23 protein-coding genes are annotated in these 20486 nt (G+C 40.5%); 17 read left to right on the forward strand and 6 right to left on the reverse strand.

Going from position 1 to position 20486, the window contains the following annotated elements; genetic code table 11:
• Positions 1-10: 10 nt before the first annotated feature.
• Entirely contained in the window at positions 11-205 is a 195-nt protein-coding gene (locus ABIC84_RS06095) for a hypothetical protein (protein WP_176624244.1), read from the reverse strand.
• A gap of 139 nt (positions 206-344) precedes the next feature.
• Between ABIC84_RS06095 and ABIC84_RS06100 the strand changes: the two genes are divergently transcribed.
• A complete protein-coding gene (locus ABIC84_RS06100; protein ID WP_429262992.1) occupies positions 345-704 on the forward strand; it encodes a hypothetical protein in 360 nt (119 codons plus the stop codon).
• 80 nt (positions 705-784) lie between these two features.
• Here the strand turns inward: ABIC84_RS06100 and ABIC84_RS06105 are convergent, their stop codons facing one another.
• Positions 785-2416, reverse strand: coding sequence for a carboxylesterase/lipase family protein (locus ABIC84_RS06105; protein WP_429262993.1), 1632 nt, complete (start codon positions 2414-2416; stop codon positions 785-787).
• 143 nt (positions 2417-2559) lie between these two features.
• Between ABIC84_RS06105 and ABIC84_RS06110 the strand changes: the two genes are divergently transcribed.
• The 14 genes from ABIC84_RS06110 to ABIC84_RS06175 all read left to right on the forward strand — a co-directional run bounded on the left by ABIC84_RS06110 (position 2560) and on the right by ABIC84_RS06175 (position 15616).
• Positions 2560-3309 (forward strand): NUDIX hydrolase, encoded by a 750-nt coding sequence (locus tag ABIC84_RS06110; protein WP_176624238.1) that lies wholly within the window; start codon positions 2560-2562, stop codon positions 3307-3309.
• A 166-nt stretch (positions 3310-3475) separates the two neighbouring features.
• A complete protein-coding gene (locus ABIC84_RS06115; RefSeq protein WP_176624236.1) occupies positions 3476-3910 on the forward strand; it encodes a VOC family protein in 435 nt (144 codons plus the stop codon).
• A 104-nt stretch (positions 3911-4014) separates the two neighbouring features.
• Complete coding sequence (locus tag ABIC84_RS06120) at positions 4015-4236, forward strand: hypothetical protein (RefSeq protein WP_426588744.1); 222 nt, start codon at positions 4015-4017, stop codon at positions 4234-4236.
• Between the two features lie 64 nt (positions 4237-4300).
• Positions 4301-4684 (forward strand): VOC family protein, encoded by a 384-nt coding sequence (locus tag ABIC84_RS06125; protein ID WP_176624234.1) that lies wholly within the window; start codon positions 4301-4303, stop codon positions 4682-4684.
• Positions 4685-5111: 427 nt separating this feature from the next.
• Entirely contained in the window at positions 5112-5498 is a 387-nt protein-coding gene (locus ABIC84_RS06130) for a response regulator (protein ID WP_090525064.1), read from the forward strand.
• The gene (locus ABIC84_RS06135) at positions 5479-6567 is read left to right on the forward strand and encodes a sugar transferase (protein ID WP_176624232.1); all 1089 of its coding nucleotides are present in this window, start codon (positions 5479-5481) and stop codon (positions 6565-6567) included. Before ABIC84_RS06130 ends, ABIC84_RS06135 begins: the two co-directional genes overlap by 20 nt.
• A gap of 4 nt (positions 6568-6571) precedes the next feature.
• Positions 6572-7255: a TolC family protein gene (locus tag ABIC84_RS06140; RefSeq protein ID WP_426588750.1), complete on the forward strand. Its 684-nt coding sequence runs from the start codon at positions 6572-6574 to the stop codon at positions 7253-7255.
• A 3-nt stretch (positions 7256-7258) separates the two neighbouring features.
• Positions 7259-9424, forward strand: coding sequence for an exopolysaccharide transport family protein (locus ABIC84_RS06145; RefSeq protein ID WP_429262994.1), 2166 nt, complete (start codon positions 7259-7261; stop codon positions 9422-9424).
• A 47-nt stretch (positions 9425-9471) separates the two neighbouring features.
• Complete coding sequence (locus tag ABIC84_RS06150) at positions 9472-9609, forward strand: hypothetical protein (protein ID WP_429262995.1); 138 nt, start codon at positions 9472-9474, stop codon at positions 9607-9609.
• 24 nt (positions 9610-9633) lie between these two features.
• Entirely contained in the window at positions 9634-11118 is a 1485-nt protein-coding gene (locus ABIC84_RS06155) for an O-antigen ligase family protein (RefSeq protein ID WP_429262996.1), read from the forward strand.
• 29 nt (positions 11119-11147) lie between these two features.
• Positions 11148-11762, forward strand: coding sequence for an acyltransferase (locus tag ABIC84_RS06160; protein WP_429262997.1), 615 nt, complete (start codon positions 11148-11150; stop codon positions 11760-11762).
• A gap of 10 nt (positions 11763-11772) precedes the next feature.
• A complete protein-coding gene (locus ABIC84_RS06165; RefSeq protein WP_429262998.1) occupies positions 11773-13116 on the forward strand; it encodes a lipopolysaccharide biosynthesis protein in 1344 nt (447 codons plus the stop codon).
• Positions 13117-13125: 9 nt separating this feature from the next.
• Positions 13126-14343 carry a glycosyltransferase gene (locus tag ABIC84_RS06170; RefSeq protein WP_429262999.1) on the forward strand — a complete coding sequence of 406 codons (1218 nt, stop codon included), beginning with the start codon at positions 13126-13128 and terminating at the stop codon, positions 14341-14343.
• Positions 14344-14401: 58 nt separating this feature from the next.
• Positions 14402-15616, forward strand: coding sequence for a glycosyltransferase (locus tag ABIC84_RS06175; protein ID WP_429263000.1), 1215 nt, complete (start codon positions 14402-14404; stop codon positions 15614-15616).
• A gap of 139 nt (positions 15617-15755) precedes the next feature.
• On the opposite strand, the gene ABIC84_RS06180 is transcribed toward ABIC84_RS06175, so the two are convergent.
• Genes ABIC84_RS06180 through ABIC84_RS06195 form a run of 4 tightly spaced genes read right to left on the reverse strand, consistent with a single transcriptional unit; the run spans position 15756 to position 18309 of the window.
• Positions 15756-16307, reverse strand: coding sequence for a hypothetical protein (locus tag ABIC84_RS06180; protein WP_426588765.1), 552 nt, complete (start codon positions 16305-16307; stop codon positions 15756-15758).
• 14 nt (positions 16308-16321) lie between these two features.
• Positions 16322-16657: an STAS domain-containing protein gene (locus tag ABIC84_RS06185; RefSeq protein ID WP_091167740.1), complete on the reverse strand. Its 336-nt coding sequence runs from the start codon at positions 16655-16657 to the stop codon at positions 16322-16324.
• Positions 16632-17798 (reverse strand): PP2C family protein-serine/threonine phosphatase, encoded by a 1167-nt coding sequence (locus tag ABIC84_RS06190; RefSeq protein ID WP_429263001.1) that lies wholly within the window; start codon positions 17796-17798, stop codon positions 16632-16634. Before ABIC84_RS06190 ends, ABIC84_RS06185 begins: the two co-directional genes overlap by 26 nt.
• A 10-nt stretch (positions 17799-17808) precedes the next feature.
• Positions 17809-18309 (reverse strand): hypothetical protein, encoded by a 501-nt coding sequence (locus ABIC84_RS06195; RefSeq protein ID WP_426588769.1) that lies wholly within the window; start codon positions 18307-18309, stop codon positions 17809-17811.
• Positions 18310-18386: 77 nt separating this feature from the next.
• Here ABIC84_RS06195 and ABIC84_RS06200 point away from each other — a divergent pair, with 77 nt between their 5' ends.
• Positions 18387-19310, forward strand: a complete 924-nt coding sequence (locus ABIC84_RS06200) for a glycosyltransferase family 2 protein (protein WP_426588771.1) — start codon at positions 18387-18389, stop codon at positions 19308-19310.
• Positions 19307-20482: a glycosyltransferase family 2 protein gene (locus ABIC84_RS06205; protein ID WP_426588773.1), complete on the forward strand. Its 1176-nt coding sequence runs from the start codon at positions 19307-19309 to the stop codon at positions 20480-20482. Before ABIC84_RS06200 ends, ABIC84_RS06205 begins: the two co-directional genes overlap by 4 nt.
• The last annotated feature ends 4 nt before the right edge of the window (positions 20483-20486 follow it).

Consider the following 20486-nt stretch of genomic DNA (forward strand, 5'->3'; position numbering starts at 1 on the left):
CAACTTCATGTTAAAATAAGTTATCTGCTACGCGTTGGTCGGTTTCGGCTTTTTCTACCAATTCTGTTTTGGGGTGCATATCTACAAACAGCTTTCTGTCTTTAGTTAAAGTGGGCGCTACGCCCAATATACCTATCCCGGCAGTGGCCAATGCCATAAACAATATAAGCCCGCAAAGCCTTATGAACTTTTTAAGTCTTTTCATTTCGATCTCAGAAAATAAACGACAGGTATTATCCTTTTAGGTTTGTTCCTAAATAATTTATGGGAATGATTACCACATTGGGTAATCAGTAAGGAAGAATTATCCTATGAGGGAATTATCGGCATCGCCTAAATCCGGATTGAAATCTTTATTGAAAAGAGCCTGTTTGTTGAGTCTGCCGGGTATAAACAATTTCGAAGTTTGTTTAATGTTGACATCGGCTTTCCTGCTATGCAAAAAGCTTAACGCAGCAGGACAGCTATCCCCGGAAATAAAAGTTGAACGATTATTCCGCTTAGCCGTTTTAAGAGCAGCTTTATATGATAATGATTTTGAGACCCTGTTTACAAAACTGACAACTAAAGTTGTATCAGGTAGAGCTACCTTATCTGCAGTTTGGGCAGTAAGCCCTGAAAAAGTAAAAAAGCCAGGTATTATAATGGCAGTTAACAACCATTTGGATAACACGCTTTTTACCGGACAAAACTTCATTATATAAATGTATGATATTGATCCACAAAAAAGGCCCCTGCGAAAAATCACAGGAGCCAGCCCATTTGTCTGAAAAAATCTTATTTCTTATTTCATGTAATCTTTATCCAAAAACAGGTAGCGCGCCCGGTTAACCTCCGGCATCTCCTCGCTATTAACATCAATATTCATGAATTTAACATGATTGTTATCCTTAATTGCCGACCATTTTGGCAAGCCTGCGCCGTTAGGGTTGCCAGTTTTTATAAAGTTGGCAAAATAGTTTTCCATGGTTTCGGATACTTTGAAATCATCGGGTGTCCAGGCATAGGTTTTGTTCCCGGCCAGGTTTCCCATGGCATATTCAATTTCTGAAGCATGGGCAGCACCCACAGGTGGCGGCATTTTCGGGGCCGGTTTTGCGGCATCGCCCTTAACCACACCACCGGCGAGCCCCGGGGTGGCATTCCCCATAGAAGCCACCATGGCCGGGCGAACCCGTGAAAACAGGTAACGATAAACCGGCTTCCCTCCTGTTTGTACCTGCAAATCGGCCCATTTCCAGGTGCTGTATACGATAAACCGGTCGCTTGATAGGTCGGTTGCAACTTTGATCACCTCCCCGTCATTAGCAGCCGGGTATAGTTTCAATGCTTCCTCTGCCCTGTCGCCATATAATTGTTTCAGCGTTTTGGTATAATTTTCAAGCGTTGGCGCATCGCCACGCATCATGAACTGGAATGGCACTTCGGCCGAGTTCCAGCCCACTAACAAAGGAACTTTGGCCTGTTCGCCCGCCATAAAGATCTCAGGCAACGATTTTGGCAACAGGTAATTGTCAATAGTGGCCGACATTGGCGGTGTACCCGGTTTAAAAGCATCGTTCAGCAATTGTTCGGCGGGTATGGCCCTCAGATCAGCCAGGGTATTTGCTTTCTCGTTAGCAGCAAACTTAACGCCGTTTTGCTCGGCATCAGCTAATGGTATGGGGAAAAGCGTTGGCTTGATCCCTGCGCCACTCTCGCCAATAGCACCCGCAATCAGGTCTTTTGACAAAGGTGAAGCCATTTGCACCGATACCGAGATAGACCCCGCCGATTCACCCGCAATGGTAACCCGTTTGGGATCGCCGCCAAAGGCAGCTATATTTTTTTGTACCCAAAGCAAGGCCAGGTGCTGATCAAGGTACCCATAGTTGCCCGACGAATGGTTAGGTGACTCTTTAGTTAATTCGGGATGCGAAAAAAAGCCAAATACACCAAGTCTGTAATTAACAGTTAAAGCTACAATCCCTTTTTTTGCCATGCTTTCACCATCATAGCGCGACTCAGAACCATCACCGGCCATCAACCCCCCGCCGTAAAAATAAACCAATACAGGCAGTTTCTCTTTGGCTGATTTTGCAGATGTCCATACGTTAAGGTATAAACAATCTTCGCTCATACCTGATGAACGAAAACCCATATCACCAAAAATGGGCTTCTGCATGGGGTTATGGCCAAAATGATCGGCCTTTAATGTACCCTCCCAGTTTTTGGCGGGCTGAGGCTCCTTCCAGCGCAAATCGCCCACGGGAGGCTGCGCAAACGGAATACCTTTAAAACTTAATACGTTTGATGCTCCGCGAGTACCCTCAAGCGCACCGTTCTCAACGGTGGTTTTGTTTGCCGATAGCTGCGCCATTACTTTTACCGAGGCAACTTGTGCAAGCAACAGCATTACTAAAATTGGTTTCTTCATTACTGGTATTTGGTTAGTCTGGTTTAATTGATGGATATTTTTGAGATTCGACCCTTATTGTATCAATTTGTTACAATAATAAATTATTTTTCGATGGCTGTCAATTTTTTTTATTTACTTGTGCCTTTGTTTTATTACGATACATGAATAAAGAGTTTCACCAACTGGAAAATAACATCGCGGGCGAGGGTTTTCTACCAGGTCTTGCTATAGATACAGTTATTTTTGGTTTTCATGACAACCAATTAAAGGTATTGCTGCTGGCTTATAAAAATACCGGGCTATATGCGCTTCCCGGCGGCTTTATTCATGATAATGAGGATGTGAACGAAGCGGCGCGGCGGGTACTTCAAAGCCGAACGGCTTTAACCAACATCTACCTTGAACAGTTTTATGTTTTTGGCAATTACAGCCGGTACGATCCCGGACCGCTTAAGGCCATTATGCAGGCCCGTGGCTATAACCCACCCGCTGATCACTGGTTATTAAAGCGTTTTATTTCGGTGGGATACTATGCGCTTGTCGATTTTACCAGGGCTATCCCCACACCCGATGAAATATCTGATAGCTGCGACTGGTACAGTCTGAATGAACTGCCTGTGCTGATGCAGGACCATCGGCAAATTATTAACAAAGCGCTGGAAACCCTACAGAATGAGCTTGACCAAAAGCTGATAGGTTTTAACCTCATGACCGAGGAATTTACCATGGGCGACCTGCAATCGCTCTACGAAACTATACTTAACAAAAAACTGATCCGCGCTGCTTTTCAGCGTAAAATGCTGGGGCTGGGTATTTTGGAGCGGGTGGCAAAAAAATGGACTGGCGGCGCGCATAAGGCACCATACCTATATAAATTTGTTTCGGACGGAGTGCCGGCGGATAATAGCTAAAACCGGCAATACCTTCTTTATTGATCTATTTGTGTGTTTTGCGATGAAACAATGTCGCAATTAACCCCTTAACATGTCTTGATAGCCCCCTCCTATGTTAGGGTACAAGACTTAATTTTACTTTCACAAAATCACTCAATTATAAATCTATAAAAACAATCACATCATGTTAGCTATTAATCCTTATTTAAACTTTAACGGTAATACCGAAGAAGCTTTTAACCATTACAAGTCAGTATTCGGCGGTGAGTTTGCAATGATTATGCGCTTTAAAGATTCGCCTGCGGCTGCCAATACGCCCGAAAAGGACCAGGATAAGCTTATGCATATTGCACTCCCCCTTGCCAATGGCAGCATGCTGATGGGCACAGATGCAATTGGCGAAGGAGGCATGCCATTCGTAACCATGGGTAATAACTTTTCGCTTACCATCAGTGCCGAATCAAGAGAGGAGGCAGACAAACTGTATAGTGGTTTAGCCGAAGGCGGTAATGCTGTTTCGCCTATGCATGATGAGTTCTGGGGCGATTATTTTGGCTGCCTTACCGACAGGTTTGGCATAAACTGGATGATCACACACAATCCTAACGCCACCAAGTAATTTATTGATTTTTTAGGGGAGCGGATGAACCAATCACCGTTCCCTAAAAATCAAACATTTCTATTGTTCAATCAAAGGTTTTAGGCACAAACCAAAACAGGCTTATGATAGTAGAAGTTTTTAAAACCAATGTAAATAAACGCCGCCAGGCTAATATGCTTTTGAATGCCATCCACACCACGTTTGGCAACCATAAAGCCAATTTCGATCTTGATGATTGTGACCGGATTTTGCGGGTACAGTGCGACAGCGGTACATTATGCGCCTATTCGCTCATTAATTTTTTAAAGGAATTAGGTTGCCGTGCCGAGGTTTTGGAAGACTAAACTCACTTTTACAAAACAAATTATTAAAAAGCAAGGTAGTATCAGTAACATAAAGCCAATTATCATGTTAAAAGACAGCAAAGCATTCAGCGGATTTTCGGTAGATGATACAGCTAAAGCCAGGGCGTTTTATGCTGATGTACTTGGTTTAGATGTAAGTGATGTACCCGAAATGCAAGGTTTACTTAACCTTAATATTACAGGCAGTACCCCAATATTAATATACACTAAGCCCAACCATACCCCGGCTACCTTCACCATTTTGAATTTCCCGGTTGATGATGTGGAAAAAACAATTGACGAACTCAGCGCACGCGGCGTTAAGTTTGAGATTTATAACCAGGAGAATTTTAAGACAAACGAAAAAGGCCTTTTTCTTGACGGCGGCCCCAAAATAGCCTGGTTTAAAGACCCTGCCGGAAATTTTTTATCCGTGATAGAAAAGTAGCGCTATAAATACCTATACCCGGTATAAAATTAAATCCCATTTTGGGGAATTACAGCTACCCGCCGTGGGAATAAATTCCTCGACGGTTATTAACTTTCCGTTAATATCGCAATTTTTCACAACCATTTTATATATTAACCGTATAAAAGCCTACTAAGCCTTTGATTTCGGCTGTTTTTTTATTTGAGGAATGTTTTTTGCATACCATTACAATGAAAAACAAAACGTGTTAATTGTCAGGCTATTTATTTTATATTTAGCTGTTAGTTAAAAACGGCTAATAAACCATTTCCTTTTCATTAATAACATTTATTAAATTTATATTTTTTTTGACATATCAGCATTTACAATAAATAATAATAACATACAACAAACTGATTAATAAAATACTTGCTTCTCTTTTATAAACAACCCCAATTAATTAAGTATGAAAAGAACGCTACTTATAGTTGATGACGACTTGAGTATCCTAAAACTGCTCAACTTCATTCTATCAAAAGAATATGATATTGTAGTTAAAAATAACGGCATCGAAGCTTTTAGCTGGCTCGAAGATGGCAACATGCCCGAATTGATTATATCCGACCTCCAGATGCCTTATTTTGACGGCCAATCTTTTATTAAAAACGTAAAAATCAGTGGCTTTTATCGTGAAATTCCTGTTATATTGCTATCGGCAGCCCATGATCTTGATGCCCAGGTAAGTAACATGCCCTTTAAGGTTGATGCCTACATTCACAAGCCGTTTAACCCAACTGCATTAAAAACAGCCATTAATCAAGTTTTACAAGTTTATGAATCACCAAACATCTGATTGGAACGAAAGTTCAGGTTCTAATATCAGGGTAGCCTACGCCGGCACCGAGTTTAAGGAAATGATTTCTGCTGGGCTAAATGAAGGCTTTAAAATTGCGTACAACAACTCTATTGACCAACTGAATGATTATTTAGGCGAGCAATCTATTTTATCCGTTCCTGATATTATTTTGGTTGAAGTTGATGCTGAAGGTAAATGGATTAAAATGGTTGAAGAAGTTAAGCAAAGCTTTCTTCTCAATGGTTTAATTATTGTGCTCCTTTCATCACAAAATGATAAAACTTTAAGGCAAAAAGCCATTAAATTAAAGGTGCATGACTTTTATGGCGAACCGTTTGCCATAAGTGACCTGCGCGAAAGGCTTAACTTTTTAGTACGCTTTAAACTGATAAAGCCAAAATTGCTTGAGCTTTCAAAAGTAGTTGATACGACTTATAAAATGCCGGCAGGTAAGCGCCTCATCGACCTGGTAATTTCGGGCGGTATGATGTTTGTATTATCCCCTGTTATGCTAATAGTTGCTATTTTGATTAAGCTGGACTCAAAAGGTCCTGTATTTTACAAAAGCAAACGCGTAGGTACAGGTTATAAAGTATTTGATTTTTATAAGTTCAGGTCGATGCGTACAGATGCAGACCAACTGCTGGCCAAGTTATCTGCCGAAAATAATCAATATGCCGCCGAAGGTGGTGACAATAAAGTTGCCTTTGTTAAAATCAAGAATGATCCACGTATTACTAAGCTGGGTAATTTCTTACGCAATTCAAGTCTTGATGAATTACCGCAATTATTCAATATACTACGGGGCGATATGTCGGTAGTTGGTAACAGGCCGTTGCCTTTATATGAGGCCGAGATGCTTACCTCTAACGAGTGGTCGATGCGTTTTCTTGGCCCTGCCGGTTTAACGGGCTTATGGCAGATCAGCAAGCGCGGTAAGGAAGACATGTCTGAACGTGAAAGGAAAAAATTAGATAATTTTTATGCCCAGAAATATTCTATTTGGTTAGATTTAAAAATTATTGCCGGTACAGTACCCGCATTATTCCAAAAAGAAAAAGTATAACTATATGCCCCTGAAACTGACGCTCATTTATATTTTTATAATTACTCTTTTATTTACCACCCGCGTACATGCGCAGCAAACTTCATTTATAAGTGACATTAACTATCCTTTTCTTGAAAAACTGGTAGCAACTGCAAAAAAAAATTACCCTGAAGTAAAATCCCGTCAAAGTCAGGTAAATGCAGCCAAAGCCGTTTATAACTCAGCTGTGTTTTCATGGCTCGATGGTTTAACTGCATCTTACATTTATAGTCCGCAAACATCTATCAACATTTCGCAGCCAACCATATTTAAAGGTTATCAAATAAGCCTGTCGCTAAACATAGGACACCTGTTTTCGAGGCCGGGAGTTATCAGGCAAACGAAAGAAATTTACAAAGCAGCAGAGTTTCAACAGGCCGAGTATATGTTAAGCCTTGAAGCTCAGGTTAAACGCTATTACTTTGCTTATCTGGCAGCACAGGCCGAACTAAGGCTGCGGGCAAATGCCGTAATTGATGCCGAAAGTGCTGTTAAGCAATTAAAATACGCGTTTCAAAAAGGCGAAACAACTTTTCAGATCTATAATGAACAGCTTACCACCTTATACAGCCAAAACGCCTTTAAAGTACAAGCTGAATTATCGACATTTACAGCCAAAACCAATCTTGAAGAATTATTGGGTACTAAATTAGAAGACGTTAAGTAAAAGATGGAGATAGGCAATTTTTTCAATCTGCTAAAGAAATACAGAACTGTACTGATAATAATACCGCTTGTAGCAGTAATCACTTCTTTTTTCCTGGTAAAAAACTTACCTGATAATTACCAGTCGCATGCGGAAATAGCCACCGGCATAGTTGACGCCTCCAGCCATCTTCTTGATCAGGATCCGACAACGAACGTACAAGAGCAACAGGTTTATCGCGAATTCAGTAACCTCATGGCGATCATGAAGCTAAAGAAACTTATTGACCAGGTTTCTTATTCGCTCATGATCCATGACCTGAGCGATCCTTATCCCTTTCGTAAACAAAGTAAGGAATTACTTGAATTGCGGCCTTATGAAAAGGATAACGTATTAGCGATTTTTAAAAAGAAATTTGCCACCCTTCAACCGTTATCTGTTTATGATAAAACCGAGAACTCACTTATTGGTTTGCTCAGGTCAATGAAATACGATGAGCGTAACATCGTAAAAGACCTGCTGATTTACCGTGAAGAAAGCAGTGATTTTATTTCTGTAAGTTTTAATTCAGAAAACCCTCAGCTTTCGGCGTTTGTAGTGAATACATTATGCAAACAGTTTATCGACTATTATACCCAAAGCGTAAAGCAAAATGAATCAAATGCAGTAAATTTTTTATCAAATCTGTTAGATACCAAACGTAAGGCGCTGAGTGAAAAAACCAGCGAATTACAGCAATATAAAATTCAAAACGGTGTATTGAACCTGGATGAGCAGTCCAAAGCGATTTTTAGCCAGATCATGACTTACAATGACAGAAAATTGCAGGCCGAAAAGGATGTAATATCCAATCAGGGCGCCATTGATGCTATCGTCCGAAAGTTCTCACCCGATGAAAGGAAATATGTTGAGTCGATAACCAACAAATACAACCAGGCTATCATTTCCACTCAGGACCAATTACATATACTCGAAGATCAGTATGTACGCAGCGGGTTTAATAATAAATATAAAGAATCTCTTGATTCGTTACAGAAACAGCTCTCAAATCAGGTAAATTTAACATCTGATAAATACATTACCAATCCGCTTGTGGCCAAAGAGGATCAGGTTAAACAAAAGCTTGGTCTTGAGATTTCCCGCGATCTGGCTAAATACAGCGTTAAATCAATAAATGACGAGCTCACAAACCTTAATGCTAAATTCTCCCGCCTGGTTCCGTTTGATGCGAAAGTAAAAACCCTTTATTTTGATATTGATATTGCAGGTAAAGAATACCTTGATGTATTGAACAAATACAATGAAACTAACCTGCGTTCAAGCATTTCAATAAAACTGGTCCAGATTGAGATGGCCCAGCCGGACGTGGCCCAACCTTCAAAAAAAATGCTGCTTATTATATTAAGCGGCATGGGCAGTTTATTTGCCTGTCTCTTCTGGCTGTTCGTATTATTTTACATCGATGATACCATTAAAAGCCCTACCGAACTGGTTAATAAAACCCAGCTACCGTTATTAGGCTATCTGAATAAGATCAGCGGTGAGAATCTCGATCTGCGCAAGCTGTGGGATGTGGAGCACCGTGAAAAAATGAAAACCTTTAAAGAGCTGTTGCGCTCTATACGGTTTGAGATTGACCAGGAATTAAAAGGTGAAAAAATTTTAGCCATAACAAGCATTGAGCCTGGCGAAGGTAAAACACTGCTGGCGATAAGCCTGGCGTACTCTTACTCCATGATTAACAAAAGAGTGTTGTTAATTGATGGCAACTTCAATAACGCCACGATAAGTAATACCGCTCAGCCGCAGGTATACCTTGAAGATTATTTTAAAAACAGCCAATTTGGCCAACCCGAGCTCAGCAGTTCAAACACTACCGTTTTAGGCAACCGCGGAGGTGATGTAACCCTGCTTGAAATTGGCAGCGAAGGCTTTGTAAAGAGCAAATTTGACGAGCTGCGGAATAAATACGATATTGTGATTATTGATACTGCCCCACTTACCGCGCTTAATAAATCCAAAGAATGGTTATTGTTTACAAACAAAACAATAGCTGTATTTGAAGCCAACAGGAAAATAAACAATATTCAGAAACAGCACATAACCTATTTAAAAGGGCTCGAAAACAAGTTTGCCGGCTGGGTACTCAATAAAACCGAATACAATCAGAACAAAGAAAAACGCTCCTAATTGAACGAAGCGCGCAACACCGGTTCATATACTTAACGTTACTTAAAATGAGAATTGACCCTCCCAAACCTGTAAAGGATCCGTTTGGAGATTTAAGTCCGCTTCAAAAAAAAACACGCAAAGCGGCTATAGTATTTGCGTTTATCAGTGTATTTGTATGGGCTGTGAAGATCTTGTTCCTGTAAATTTATAAAAAGACTTACTACTTCATGCGCAATGAACCAACAGGTAATACTGAAATTAAGCAAAACTTTTGGAAAGCGCTTCTGATTCAAAAGTTTTCGCATCCGTTTGCCCTGTTTTTTCTGCTGATTATCTCACTTGTGATAAGTTTTTTAACCTATAAGCTTGGATTTATAGGCGTAGGTGCTGTTTTAGCGATAACTATAGGTTTACCCATTGTATTTGCCATTACCGTTTATCCTGAATTCGGAATTTGCGCGCTGATCATAGGTGCATTTTTTATCAGTTACATTGCTGAATTATTACCAAGCGGAGTACCCATCGGTACATTGATGGATGTAACCACCTATCTGCTTATCCTTGGTTTTTTTATAAAACAGCGAGCCGAACAAAACTGGACCTATTTTAAAAATCCTATCAGCTACATGATATTGGTATGGCTGGCTTACAATATGTTTGAGTTTGTAAACCCAGCAGCCGCATCACGGCTGGCCTGGATTTATACCGTTCGGACTGTGGGTTTCATTATGCTGATGTACTTTGTTTTTGTTTACCAGATCCGCACGGTAAAGTTTATAAAAACGCTTTTAAAGCTTTGGTTATTGCTGGATATACTGGCGGGAATTTCTGCTTTTCAACAAGAAAATATAGGTTTTTTTTCATTCGAGCGCCGATACCTGTATTCTGACCCTACCCGTGTAAGCTTGTTGTTCATCAACGGTCATATGCGTAAATTTGCCATCTTCTCTGACCCTGTTACATTTTCATACAACATGGTTATAGGCGCATTGCTCTGTGTTGTGCTTATCATGGGCAATTTACCTGTTAAACGCAAAGTATTACTGGGCTTTATAGCTGCTTTCTTCTTATATGTTATGCTCTATTCCGGTACAAGAGCTGCCTATGTATTGGTACCGGGAGCGCTTTCCATGCTGGCCGTTTTAAACTTCAACAAACGGGTTTTATTTTTCACCCTTGTGGCAGGAGGCATGCTCGGCATTTTGATAGTAATGCCGACCTCCAACCCATTGATCAAGCGGTTTCAAACAGCTTTTAACCCATCCGATGACGCATCTTACAACGTCCGTGCTGAAAATCAAAGGAGGATCAAGCCTTATATCCTTTCCCACCCTATTGGTGGCGGCTTAGGTTCTGTAGGCGTTTGGGGCCGTAAGTTCTCACCAAATTCCATGTTAGCCAAATTCCCGCCCGACAGTGGTTATGTGCGCGTAGCTGTTGAAATGGGCTGGCTCGGGCTCATCTTATTTTGTACACTGTTTTTTGTGGTGCTTAAAACGGGGATAAACTTTTACTTCAGTATCAAAAACCCTGCACTTAAAAACTACTGCCTGGCTATGTTGCTGATCTTGTTCGCGTTCAATATTGGTAACTTTCCGCAGCAGGCTATCGTTCAATACCCATCAAACATCCTGTTCTACCTGGCCATATCCATCCTTGTAGTATGCAAGCGCCTTGACGACCAGGAACAGGAGCAATTAAAAAAAAACTAGTACAGGGGCAATACTAATTAACTAAGCAGATGTCATTTGTATCATCCATAAAATCAAATACCAAGTTAAAAAAATTAGTCCACTGGATGCTTATTCCGCCCGGACAGTCGAGGCCAAGGCTTTGGGTTAGGCTGATACTTAACCGCTTTTTCCATCACCGGGGTAAAAACAGTGTAGTAAGATTTAATGCACGGATGGACCTTTTTCCGTTTAACAAGTTTTCCCTTGGCGCAAAAAGTATTGTGGAAGACTTCGCTGTGATCAATAACGGCGTTGGCGATGTATTTATCGGCGAAGGATCAGGCGTTGGCATCAGTACGGTAATAATTGGCCCGGTTAAAATAGGCAATTTCAGCATGACAGCGCAGCATGTTGTAATATCCGGCCTTAATCATGGCTATCAGGATGTAAGTATACCGCCACGCCATCAAAAAGTAACCACCCAACAAATTACTATTGATGATAATGTTTGGATAGGTGCTAATTGTGTGGTAACCGCCGGTGTAACTATAGGTAAACATTCGGTTATTGGGGCTGGCAGTGTGGTTACAAGGGATATCCCGCCTTATTCGGTAGCAGTTGGCAATCCCGCCAAAGTAATAAAACAATATAATTTTACAACACAATTGTGGGAGAAAGCGTAAAACATGATACATGAGTTTATTTAAAAAATTAATAAACAAACACACGCTTTCACTGGCAACCAACGCCGTATTACCGGTTTTGGGAATGGTAATATTATCACTGCTGGCCCGCCGCTTAAGTAAACCCGCCTTTGGCAACTATGTGTTTTTCCAGATTGTATTTACACTGGCCGATACCTTTCGTACGGGTTTTCTGCAAACATCGGTCATAAAATTTTATTCGGGCTCTACACCCGAAAAAATGAAAAACATATCAGGATCTGCCTGGTACCTGGGTTTTATAGTTACCTGCGTATTTGCCGTCGTAAATCTCCTGATCTATCTTATTTACACCAATCCGGATGCTGATATAGGTGTTACGCTTAAATGGTTTAGCTTCATTTATTTCTGCACACTCCCCTCGGCAGTGAGCCTTTGGACCCTCCAGGCCGAAGAGCGCTTTGATAAAATGTTCACCTTGCAATTAATGAACCAGGGAGGTTTTCTGGCGCTGGTGGTTGCCGTTGCCGTTGCAAGCAAATCAAACTTTGAAACAACTATATATTGTTACTTTACAGCTAACCTGTTAAGCAGCGTTATTTGCATTATTACAGGCTGGGCTAAGGTAAAAACCATAGCATACAAAAACTGGGCTACAATAAAACAAATGGCCCATTTTGGTAAATACAGTGTAGGCACGTCTATAAGTTCGTACCTGCTCAGGAGCTCCGATACGTTTATCGTAAAGCCTATGTTCAGCCCCGACCTGTTGGCTGTTTACTACATTCCGCAACGACTTATGGAGATTTTTGAAATCCCGCTCAGGGCTTTCATTTCTACCGCATTGCCGGTAATGTCGGCAGCTGTACAGCGCGGCGATCAAAAATATGTCACCTATATCATGAAAAAATATACGGGCATGCTTACCATAGCGCTTACCCCTATCGCTGTTATCTGTTTCGTTGCTGCTGACCTTATTATTGGACTTCTCTTCGGTGCAAAATACCAGCATTCTGATGCAGGCAATATCTTCAGGATTTTTATGTGTTATGTAATGCTGTTGCCTATCGACAGGTTTTTCGGGATCACCCTTGACATCATTAACAAACCACATCTTAACATGATCAAAGTGTTCCTGATGCTAACAGTTAACGTAATAGGCGATTTTACGGGGATTCTCATATTCCACAACCTGTATGCGGTAGCAGTTGCTTCTATCTTTACCTTTGCTACCGGCGCTATATTTGGGTACTGGGCATTAAAAAAACATCTTCAGTTTAAAATATCCGACATCTTTGTTTTAGGCTACATCGAACTAAAAGAGCTTATAGGTGTTGTGATGGGCAAAATAAAAGGAAAACGACTAACTGAATAATTAAGTTATATGGAGCTTAAAAATCGGCATATCGTAATATTTTCGCAAATGCAGTTTGATAGCCGCCTCGAATCAACAAACTATACTATGGCCAAACATTTGGCCAAAGATAACTACGTGTATTATGTTGACAGGCCGTACACCTGGAAAGATTATATCCAGTTTAAAAATACGCCGGGCTATAAGGCCCGCAAGCCGCACTTCTTTTCTCCCAAAAATAGTTTTATCCAAACAGAAATCCCTAATTTAAAGATCATCATTACGGCTCCGGTGCCGTCGATTAATTCGTTACCGGAAGGAGCTGTCTATCGGCTGGCCGTGAAGGTGAACGAACGAATTGTAGCAGCGAGGCTTAATAAGATTATTAAAAGCCTTGAAATAAAGGACTACATCTTTATCAACTCCTATGCGTTTTACTATCCAACCATGCACCGGTTGTTGAAATTGAAACCATTATTAAAAGTTTATCATTGCGTTGATCCCCTTATTGAGGAATACCAGATCCGTCATGGGCTTATATCCGAAGATATATTGGTTAAAGATATGGACCTGGTGATCAGCACCAGTAAAGAGTTGCGCAATGCAAAAGCAAAACTTAACCCTAACTCGTACTTCGTACCAAATGCAGCCGACATCGGCCATAGTCAAAAAGCGCTGGATCCGGCGTTGCCTGTGGCAGATATCCTTTTTGATATCCCTAAACCGATAATCGGTTATTTCGGCAATATTGAACGACGTATTGATTATAATTTATTAACACAGCTACTCGAACAAAACGCCGATAAAAACTTTGTATTTGTAGGGCCGGTTGGTAAAGATTATGAGAATAATCCTGCTTTTAACGCGCCTAATATTTTCAAAAAAGGAGCAGTACCCTATGAGCAGTTGCCTGCCGTGCTTAAGGGATTTGATGTTGCTATTATCCCCTTCAAAAAAGATGATGTAAGCAGTTCCATTTTCCCGCTTAAGTTATTTGAATACCTGGGATCGGGCCGGCCGGTAGTGATCACTAATTTTAACGAAGATTTAGAAGAGTTTACCGGCGACAGCGTATATATCTGCAAAAATGTTGATGAATTTTCTGCTGCCCTTAATTTATCGTTAAACGACACTCCTTTTTTACAACAAAAAAGATTAAAAATAGCCGCACAAAATACATGGGAGCACCGTATAACAGAGATCAAAAGTTTGCTGGCAACAAATTTGAACAATAAACGGAAAAGTTAATTTTTAATAATACAAACCTGCTGCTAATTAATACAAACAGGGTTTAGCAATAAAACACATGGAAATCATTAAATTCATAGCATCCCTAATCGCCATTTTGCTGTTTATATACCTTGGAGTATATAGCCTGTACCTGTTTGTATTTTCGGTACTCGGAAAATTAATCCCCATCAAACCGCCTGCCACAGCCACCGCACTCAGTAAATTCATAGTTTATATCTGTGCTTATAAAGAAGATGAAATTATTTTAAACTCGGCGGCGGCGGCACTAACTATCGACTACCCTAAAGATATGTTCACGGTTTGTGTGATAGCCGACTCCATGAAGCCTGAGACTATTGTTAAATTAAAGCAGATGCCTTTGCAGGTAGTAGAGGTGGTTTTTGAAACCAGCACCAAATCAAAGGCGCTGAACAAAGCCATTGAAAATACAGCAGCCGGTTTTGATGCCGCCGTTGTTTTTGATATTGATAACATTGCCGCGCCTGATTACCTGCACCAGATCAATAATTATCTGCAGGCAGGTCATCGTGTGGTGCAGGGCCATAGGGTAGCAAAAAACTCAAACACACAGGTAGCAATACTTGATGCTGTGAGCGAAGAAGTTAACAATCATATTTTCAGAAAATCGCAGCAGTTGTTTAATTTTTCGGCAGCCATTATAGGTTCGGGTATGGCCTTGGAGTACAACCTGTTTGTAAATGTAATGTCGCGTATTGATGCCGTGGGCGGGTTTGACAAGGAAATGGGCTTATTATTGACCCGTGATAAGATCCATGTTGCTTATGCAGAAAAAGCGTATATCTACGATGAAAAAGTGAGTAACCCCGCAGTGTTTGAAAAGCAGCGTAAGCGCTGGCTTTCAGCTCAGTTTAACTTGCTTAAAAAGTATGGAGCTACCGCGCCGGCCCAATTTTTCCGCGGCAATTTTGATTACGTGAATGAGATTTATCAGATGGCCATTCTGCCGCGCGTATTAATGCTTGGCCTGATGCCTTTTATGCTATTGATCTCTTTTTTTACTCCGGGCATAGGCCCGCATTGGCATTTGTGGCTTGGGGCAACAGTGGCTTGTTACCTTGGTATCTTAGTTGCCATACCAACATCGTTTTATAATAGGAAACTTTTAGAAGCCATGCTTAAACTGCCGCTTATATTTTTTACCATGTTTTTACTGCTGTTTAAGTTAAAAGGAGCAAACAAAAAGTTTATTCATACACCGCACGATAATGCTCCTGCAGAACCGGTAAACGAAGGAGAAATTGTAAAATAGCGAAAACGGGAGTGATAATTAATTGCCGAATAATATAATTACTTTGCCGAAAGTCGTTCTCCCGGTCGCTGTAGTTCGCCACCCATGCAAAATTTTTCTTACCCCATCAAGAAACACTACAGAAATTACGCAGAAATGCCTAACGCTGTTTAAGTTCAATTATCGAGGTAAAAGTATTTACGCCTGTATCAGGTTTATGTTTGTAGTTAAACGCATCGCTGGCACGTGCAATGATCATCAGGCCATAATGTTCATTTAATCCCATAATGGTTTCCTTGTTAATATACCTTACATCAAGGTCTTCGGTAAAAAACTCTAATTGGTTACTGTTTTTCACCCGCCCTTTTAATGTACCGAAGTCATCGCCATAAATAGCAATTTCATTTTGGGCAAATTTGCTGTGCGTTAACGGCCATGTTAACAATGCCTGCCTGGTATTAATTTGCAGCGGCCTTCCCTTATCCTGTTTACTTATATATAATTTGTTGTTTTTTAGATCGATCCCGATCCTGGTAACATCATCTCCCATGTGCTTGAGCGAATTGGTAAGCAGTTCAATCAGGATGGTTTTTATCCTGAAGCCGGCATCGTCATCAACTATATCTTTTGCTATGTTTTGGATATAGTTAATGATCTGGACGGTTAAAGGATAAATACCTTCGGTTTCATTGTTAAAAACAAATTTTTTCAAGGTAGTAAATTCGTTTATGCCCCAGTTAAAGCCTCCTGTGTATTTGTATAGATCCTGAACACCTTATCAAGCCGCACCAATTGAAACAAGGACCTGATGTCATTATTTAAGCCAACTACGGCAATGTCTCCCCCGCTGTTCATGGCCAGTTTAAGAGCCGATACCAATGCGCCTAAAAAAGAACTGTCAACATATATTACCTGTTCAAAGTTTACAATAACATACTTATTTCCTTTATTGATCAGGCTCATCAGTTCCGACTTAAATTGTTCAGCATTTCCCAAATTCGCCTCTTTAAGCAGGATATCCGCAATTAATGCATTATTAAGCAGATGTGTTTGTAATATCATTTAGCTGTTTTTTTTGAATAAATATTAAACTGCAGTCATCAATTTGTTCTCTCGCTTTTTCGTTCAAAAAGCCATCGTGTTTTAAGGTTGCAAATGAATTGGTTTTACCAAGATATTTTTCAATCTCATCAATAAAACTGTTCAGATCGGTTTTCTTTCCTGCCGGTGTCTCTTTATCTATCAATCCATCTGTTATCATGATCAACTGATCACCAGGCAGCATGGTAAATAAATGTTCATCAAAGCCGCCCTCTTTACTAATCCCCAGCAACAAGCCTGATGAGCTAATCCTGTTAAGTTTATTTTCCCTGGAGCTAAAATACAACAGCGGCAAGTCGCCTGCGCCGGTATAACTTAGCGTTTCATTCTCCGGATCGATTCTGACAAGTGAAAGTGTCGACAACACGTCGCTCACAATCGGGTCATGATAAATTACAGAGTTTATTTTTTGCATGATACTTTTGGTTGATACGTCCCCTTCCGAAACACATATCCTTACAGCGGCCCTTATATAGCTCAGATAGCCGAATGAAAAAAACCATGCTCCCCATTTTTTGCCCATCACATCGCCCAGGATAATAAAAGTATACCTGTTATTTATAGTTAACACATCAATAAAATCTCCGCCCGGGTAATTCTCAAACGATTTATGCCAGAAATCTATTTCAAAGCCATTAATACGGGGTATTTCCTGCGGAACGGAATACAAATTTAAGGCTATTGCGGCGCTGCTCAGCTCCCTGATCGTGTGTTCGTGGCGTTCGCGGATGCTGTTCAAAAAATTATTGATCTTTGAGATAATGACCACAATGGGTGTATCCTTATCAATGTAGTCAATAGCATCAAGACTGATCCCCGCTATCATGTGAGCGTGATCGGTAACTGATGTTAAAAACATAAAGGGGATATTTTTATACTCAGGTATAGTCATTAAATGCTGCCTGAATGCAAAACCATCTGTACCGGGCATTTGATAATCAGACAAAATCAAATCGGGGATCTCATTTTCAAGCGCCGTCATAGCTTCCTCTACATTACCTGCCTTGCGGCTAATAAAACCCTCTTTTTCCAAAGCCTGCCCTATAACCATCAAAATCAGCGGGCTATCATCAACCAGGAGTATTTTTGGACGTTTCGGCATATTAGTGAGTTCAGGCGTTAATTTTTCGGAGTAGGGCATTTATAAACAAATATACACCCGATAATACTATTAACACCGATATAACATCCATTAAAGTTATACCGTCGTCTTTTGAAAAATAAAAAATGGTAAACATTTCAAAATATGGCGGTGCAGGCATGATGATCATGGCTAAACCAAGTATGATCATGGTAACCGCAATTGCTACCAAAACCATACGTTTTATTCTTTCATGCAGCAAGTATTTCTTCGATTCCCGGCTATCAACCTGATGTTGGGTAAGTAAAAATTCCAGGTTTGTTACCATATCGAGCCGGCTTTGCTCCTGGTCTAACCCACTAAAAGCATCAAATTTTTGCGGGTTAGAATTACTTTCGACGGCATTATTTATTTTTTGCTGTATGGCTTTAACAAGTTCTTTATCAATATTCCCCTTTTTCAGCAATTGTATAAGCTCATCTGCTTTTATGGTAAGCAGTGACTCATCATTATTGGGTTGGTTATTATTCAAAGGAATATAGTGATATAATTGGTTAACTTTTACTCATATTAGCCGTAAAAAGCAATATTGATAATAACCCCTTTTAGATGAAAAAAGTTTCTGTTGTTACTGTAAGTTTTAATCAGCCATCCGTTACCGAGGAAATGTTATTATCAATTAAAAATACAAGTACTTATAGTAATATAGAAATAATTGTTGTTGATAATGCAAGTAAAGTAGATCCGGTTCCCGGTTGGAGAATAAAATATCCCGAAATAATATTCATCCGCTCGGATGTTAACCTTGGTTTTGCCGGTGGAAATAACCTCGGGCTTACGGTAGCAACCGGTGATTATATTTTTATGGTGAACAATGATACCGAGTTTACCGCCGGTTTAGTTGAAAAACTGGTTGAGGTAATGGATAGTAACACCGCTGTAGGAATGCTGTCGCCCAAGATCAAGTATTTCAGTGATAAACAATTAATCCAATATGCGGGCTACACGCCTATGAACTATTACACCTGTCGAAATAGCGTGATAGGCTTAAAGCAAAAGGACGAAGGTCAGTTTGATCATATCACCGCGCCTACAGCCTACTGCCACGGAGCAGCCATGATGATCAGGAAAAAAGCTATTGAAAAGGCGGGCATGATGAGCGAAAACTTTTTCTTATACTATGAAGAGGTTGACTGGTGCGAGCACATCATAAGAGCAGGTTTTAAAGCCTGGGTTTGTACCGATGCGCTCATTTACCACAAAGAGTCTGTATCAGTAGGCAAAAAAAGCAAACTCAAGGAATACTTCATGAACCGGAACCGGATCCTTTTTATCCGCCGGAATGCCCCGCCGCTTAAAAAAGTATTATTTTATTTTTATTTTCTGCTGATTGTGGTACCCCGTAACCTGGTTAATTACGTCAAAGAAAAACAATACGACTTTATTCCGATGCTTTTTAAAGCAGTATGGTGGAATTTTACCCACTCAAAAAACAGCAGCAATTTAGGATACCCTATTAACACCATAGCATGAAAATAATTTTAGCCATAAGCCTTTTTATTGTTTTTTACACTTTTGCAGGATATGGAATTTTTCTGTACCTAATCATCAGGATCAAAAGGGCTTTTAAAGGCCGGAGAACTCTTCCTTCAGAAAACCTGGATGAACTTCCTACCTGCACTTTGGTGATAGCCGCTTACAACGAAGAATATTTTATTGAGCAAAAGATCAGCAACAGCCTCCTGCTTAACTATCCCGAAGGAAAACTAAAACTGCTTTTTGTGACCGACGGGTCATCAGACAAAACACCTGATATCATTGCCCGGTACCCGCAAATACAATTGTTGCACCAGCCACAGCGCGCCGGCAAAATAGCCGCGGTACACCGTGCCATGGAATATGTTGACACCGATGCTGTAGTATTTACCGATGCCAATACTTTTTTAAATAAAGACGCATTGATCAAGATCTGCAGGCATTACAGCGATGCAACAGTTGGCGCCGTTGCGGGCGAAAAACGGGTACATATTGACGAGAACGCAGATGCCAGCGCGGCTGGTGAAGGGTTCTACTGGAAATATGAATCGGCCCTGAAAAAATGGGATTCGGAGCTATATTCGGTTGTTGGCGCGGCAGGCGAACTGTTTAGTGTGCGCCGCTCGCTATATCAGCCTGTTGAAGCGGATACTGTGCTTGACGATTTTATGATCTCGATGCTGATAGCTGCTAAAGGCTACCGCATTGTTTATGAACCTGAAGCATATGCTACTGAAACGGCGTCGGAAAATGTGTCGGAAGAGTTAAAACGAAAAGTGAGGATAGCTGCCGGTGGGATGCAATCTATTTTAAGGCTAAAAAAATTATTCAATCCTTTCCCCTATCCAATTTTATCGTTTCAGTATATCAGTCACCGGGTTTTAAGATGGACCATTACACCGTTCCTGCTTATATTATCGTTTATTTTAAACGTTGTGCTGGCGTTTAAACCTGGAGAAACAGCGATGCAAGGGCTGTTATTAGCGCAGGTATTGTTTTATTTGCTGGCTTTGCTCGGGCTGATAATGGAAAAGCGGCAGCTCCGTATAAAAATTCTTTTCATTCCTTATTATTTTTGTGTTATGAACTATGCAGTACTGGCCGGCATTATCCGCTATTTCAGTACTAAACAAAGCGCAGTTTGGGAAAAAGTACAACGGAAGCAGTAAAATA

Origin of the sequence: Mucilaginibacter sp. 3215 (assembly GCF_050433785.1) — a bacterium.
Lineage (GTDB): Bacteria > Bacteroidota > Bacteroidia > Sphingobacteriales > Sphingobacteriaceae > Mucilaginibacter.

Excerpts from the sequence above, each read along its gene's own strand:
- ABIC84_RS06095 (WP_176624244.1), bottom strand. The coding sequence starts at position 205 with ATGAAAAGACTTAAAAAGTTCATAAGGCTTTGCGGGCTTATATTGTTT.
- ABIC84_RS06105 (WP_429262993.1), bottom strand. The coding sequence starts at position 2,416 with ATGAAGAAACCAATTTTAGTAATGCTGTTGCTTGCACAAGTTGCCTCG.
- ABIC84_RS06110 (WP_176624238.1), top strand. The coding sequence starts at position 2,560 with ATGAATAAAGAGTTTCACCAACTGGAAAATAACATCGCGGGCGAGGGT.
- ABIC84_RS06115 (WP_176624236.1), top strand. The coding sequence starts at position 3,476 with ATGTTAGCTATTAATCCTTATTTAAACTTTAACGGTAATACCGAAGAA.
- ABIC84_RS06120 (WP_426588744.1), top strand. The coding sequence starts at position 4,015 with ATGATAGTAGAAGTTTTTAAAACCAATGTAAATAAACGCCGCCAGGCT.
- ABIC84_RS06125 (WP_176624234.1), top strand. The coding sequence starts at position 4,301 with ATGTTAAAAGACAGCAAAGCATTCAGCGGATTTTCGGTAGATGATACA.
- ABIC84_RS06130 (WP_090525064.1), top strand. The coding sequence starts at position 5,112 with ATGAAAAGAACGCTACTTATAGTTGATGACGACTTGAGTATCCTAAAA.
- ABIC84_RS06135 (WP_176624232.1), top strand. The coding sequence starts at position 5,479 with ATGAATCACCAAACATCTGATTGGAACGAAAGTTCAGGTTCTAATATC.
- ABIC84_RS06140 (WP_426588750.1), top strand. The coding sequence starts at position 6,572 with ATGCCCCTGAAACTGACGCTCATTTATATTTTTATAATTACTCTTTTA.
- ABIC84_RS06145 (WP_429262994.1), top strand. The coding sequence starts at position 7,259 with ATGGAGATAGGCAATTTTTTCAATCTGCTAAAGAAATACAGAACTGTA.
- ABIC84_RS06150 (WP_429262995.1), top strand. The coding sequence starts at position 9,472 with ATGAGAATTGACCCTCCCAAACCTGTAAAGGATCCGTTTGGAGATTTA.
- ABIC84_RS06155 (WP_429262996.1), top strand. The coding sequence starts at position 9,634 with ATGCGCAATGAACCAACAGGTAATACTGAAATTAAGCAAAACTTTTGG.
- ABIC84_RS06160 (WP_429262997.1), top strand. The coding sequence starts at position 11,148 with ATGTCATTTGTATCATCCATAAAATCAAATACCAAGTTAAAAAAATTA.
- ABIC84_RS06165 (WP_429262998.1), top strand. The coding sequence starts at position 11,773 with ATGAGTTTATTTAAAAAATTAATAAACAAACACACGCTTTCACTGGCA.
- ABIC84_RS06170 (WP_429262999.1), top strand. The coding sequence starts at position 13,126 with ATGGAGCTTAAAAATCGGCATATCGTAATATTTTCGCAAATGCAGTTT.
- ABIC84_RS06175 (WP_429263000.1), top strand. The coding sequence starts at position 14,402 with ATGGAAATCATTAAATTCATAGCATCCCTAATCGCCATTTTGCTGTTT.
- ABIC84_RS06185 (WP_091167740.1), bottom strand. The coding sequence starts at position 16,657 with ATGATATTACAAACACATCTGCTTAATAATGCATTAATTGCGGATATC.
- ABIC84_RS06190 (WP_429263001.1), bottom strand. The coding sequence starts at position 17,798 with ATGCCGAAACGTCCAAAAATACTCCTGGTTGATGATAGCCCGCTGATT.
- ABIC84_RS06200 (WP_426588771.1), top strand. The coding sequence starts at position 18,387 with ATGAAAAAAGTTTCTGTTGTTACTGTAAGTTTTAATCAGCCATCCGTT.
- ABIC84_RS06205 (WP_426588773.1), top strand. The coding sequence starts at position 19,307 with ATGAAAATAATTTTAGCCATAAGCCTTTTTATTGTTTTTTACACTTTT.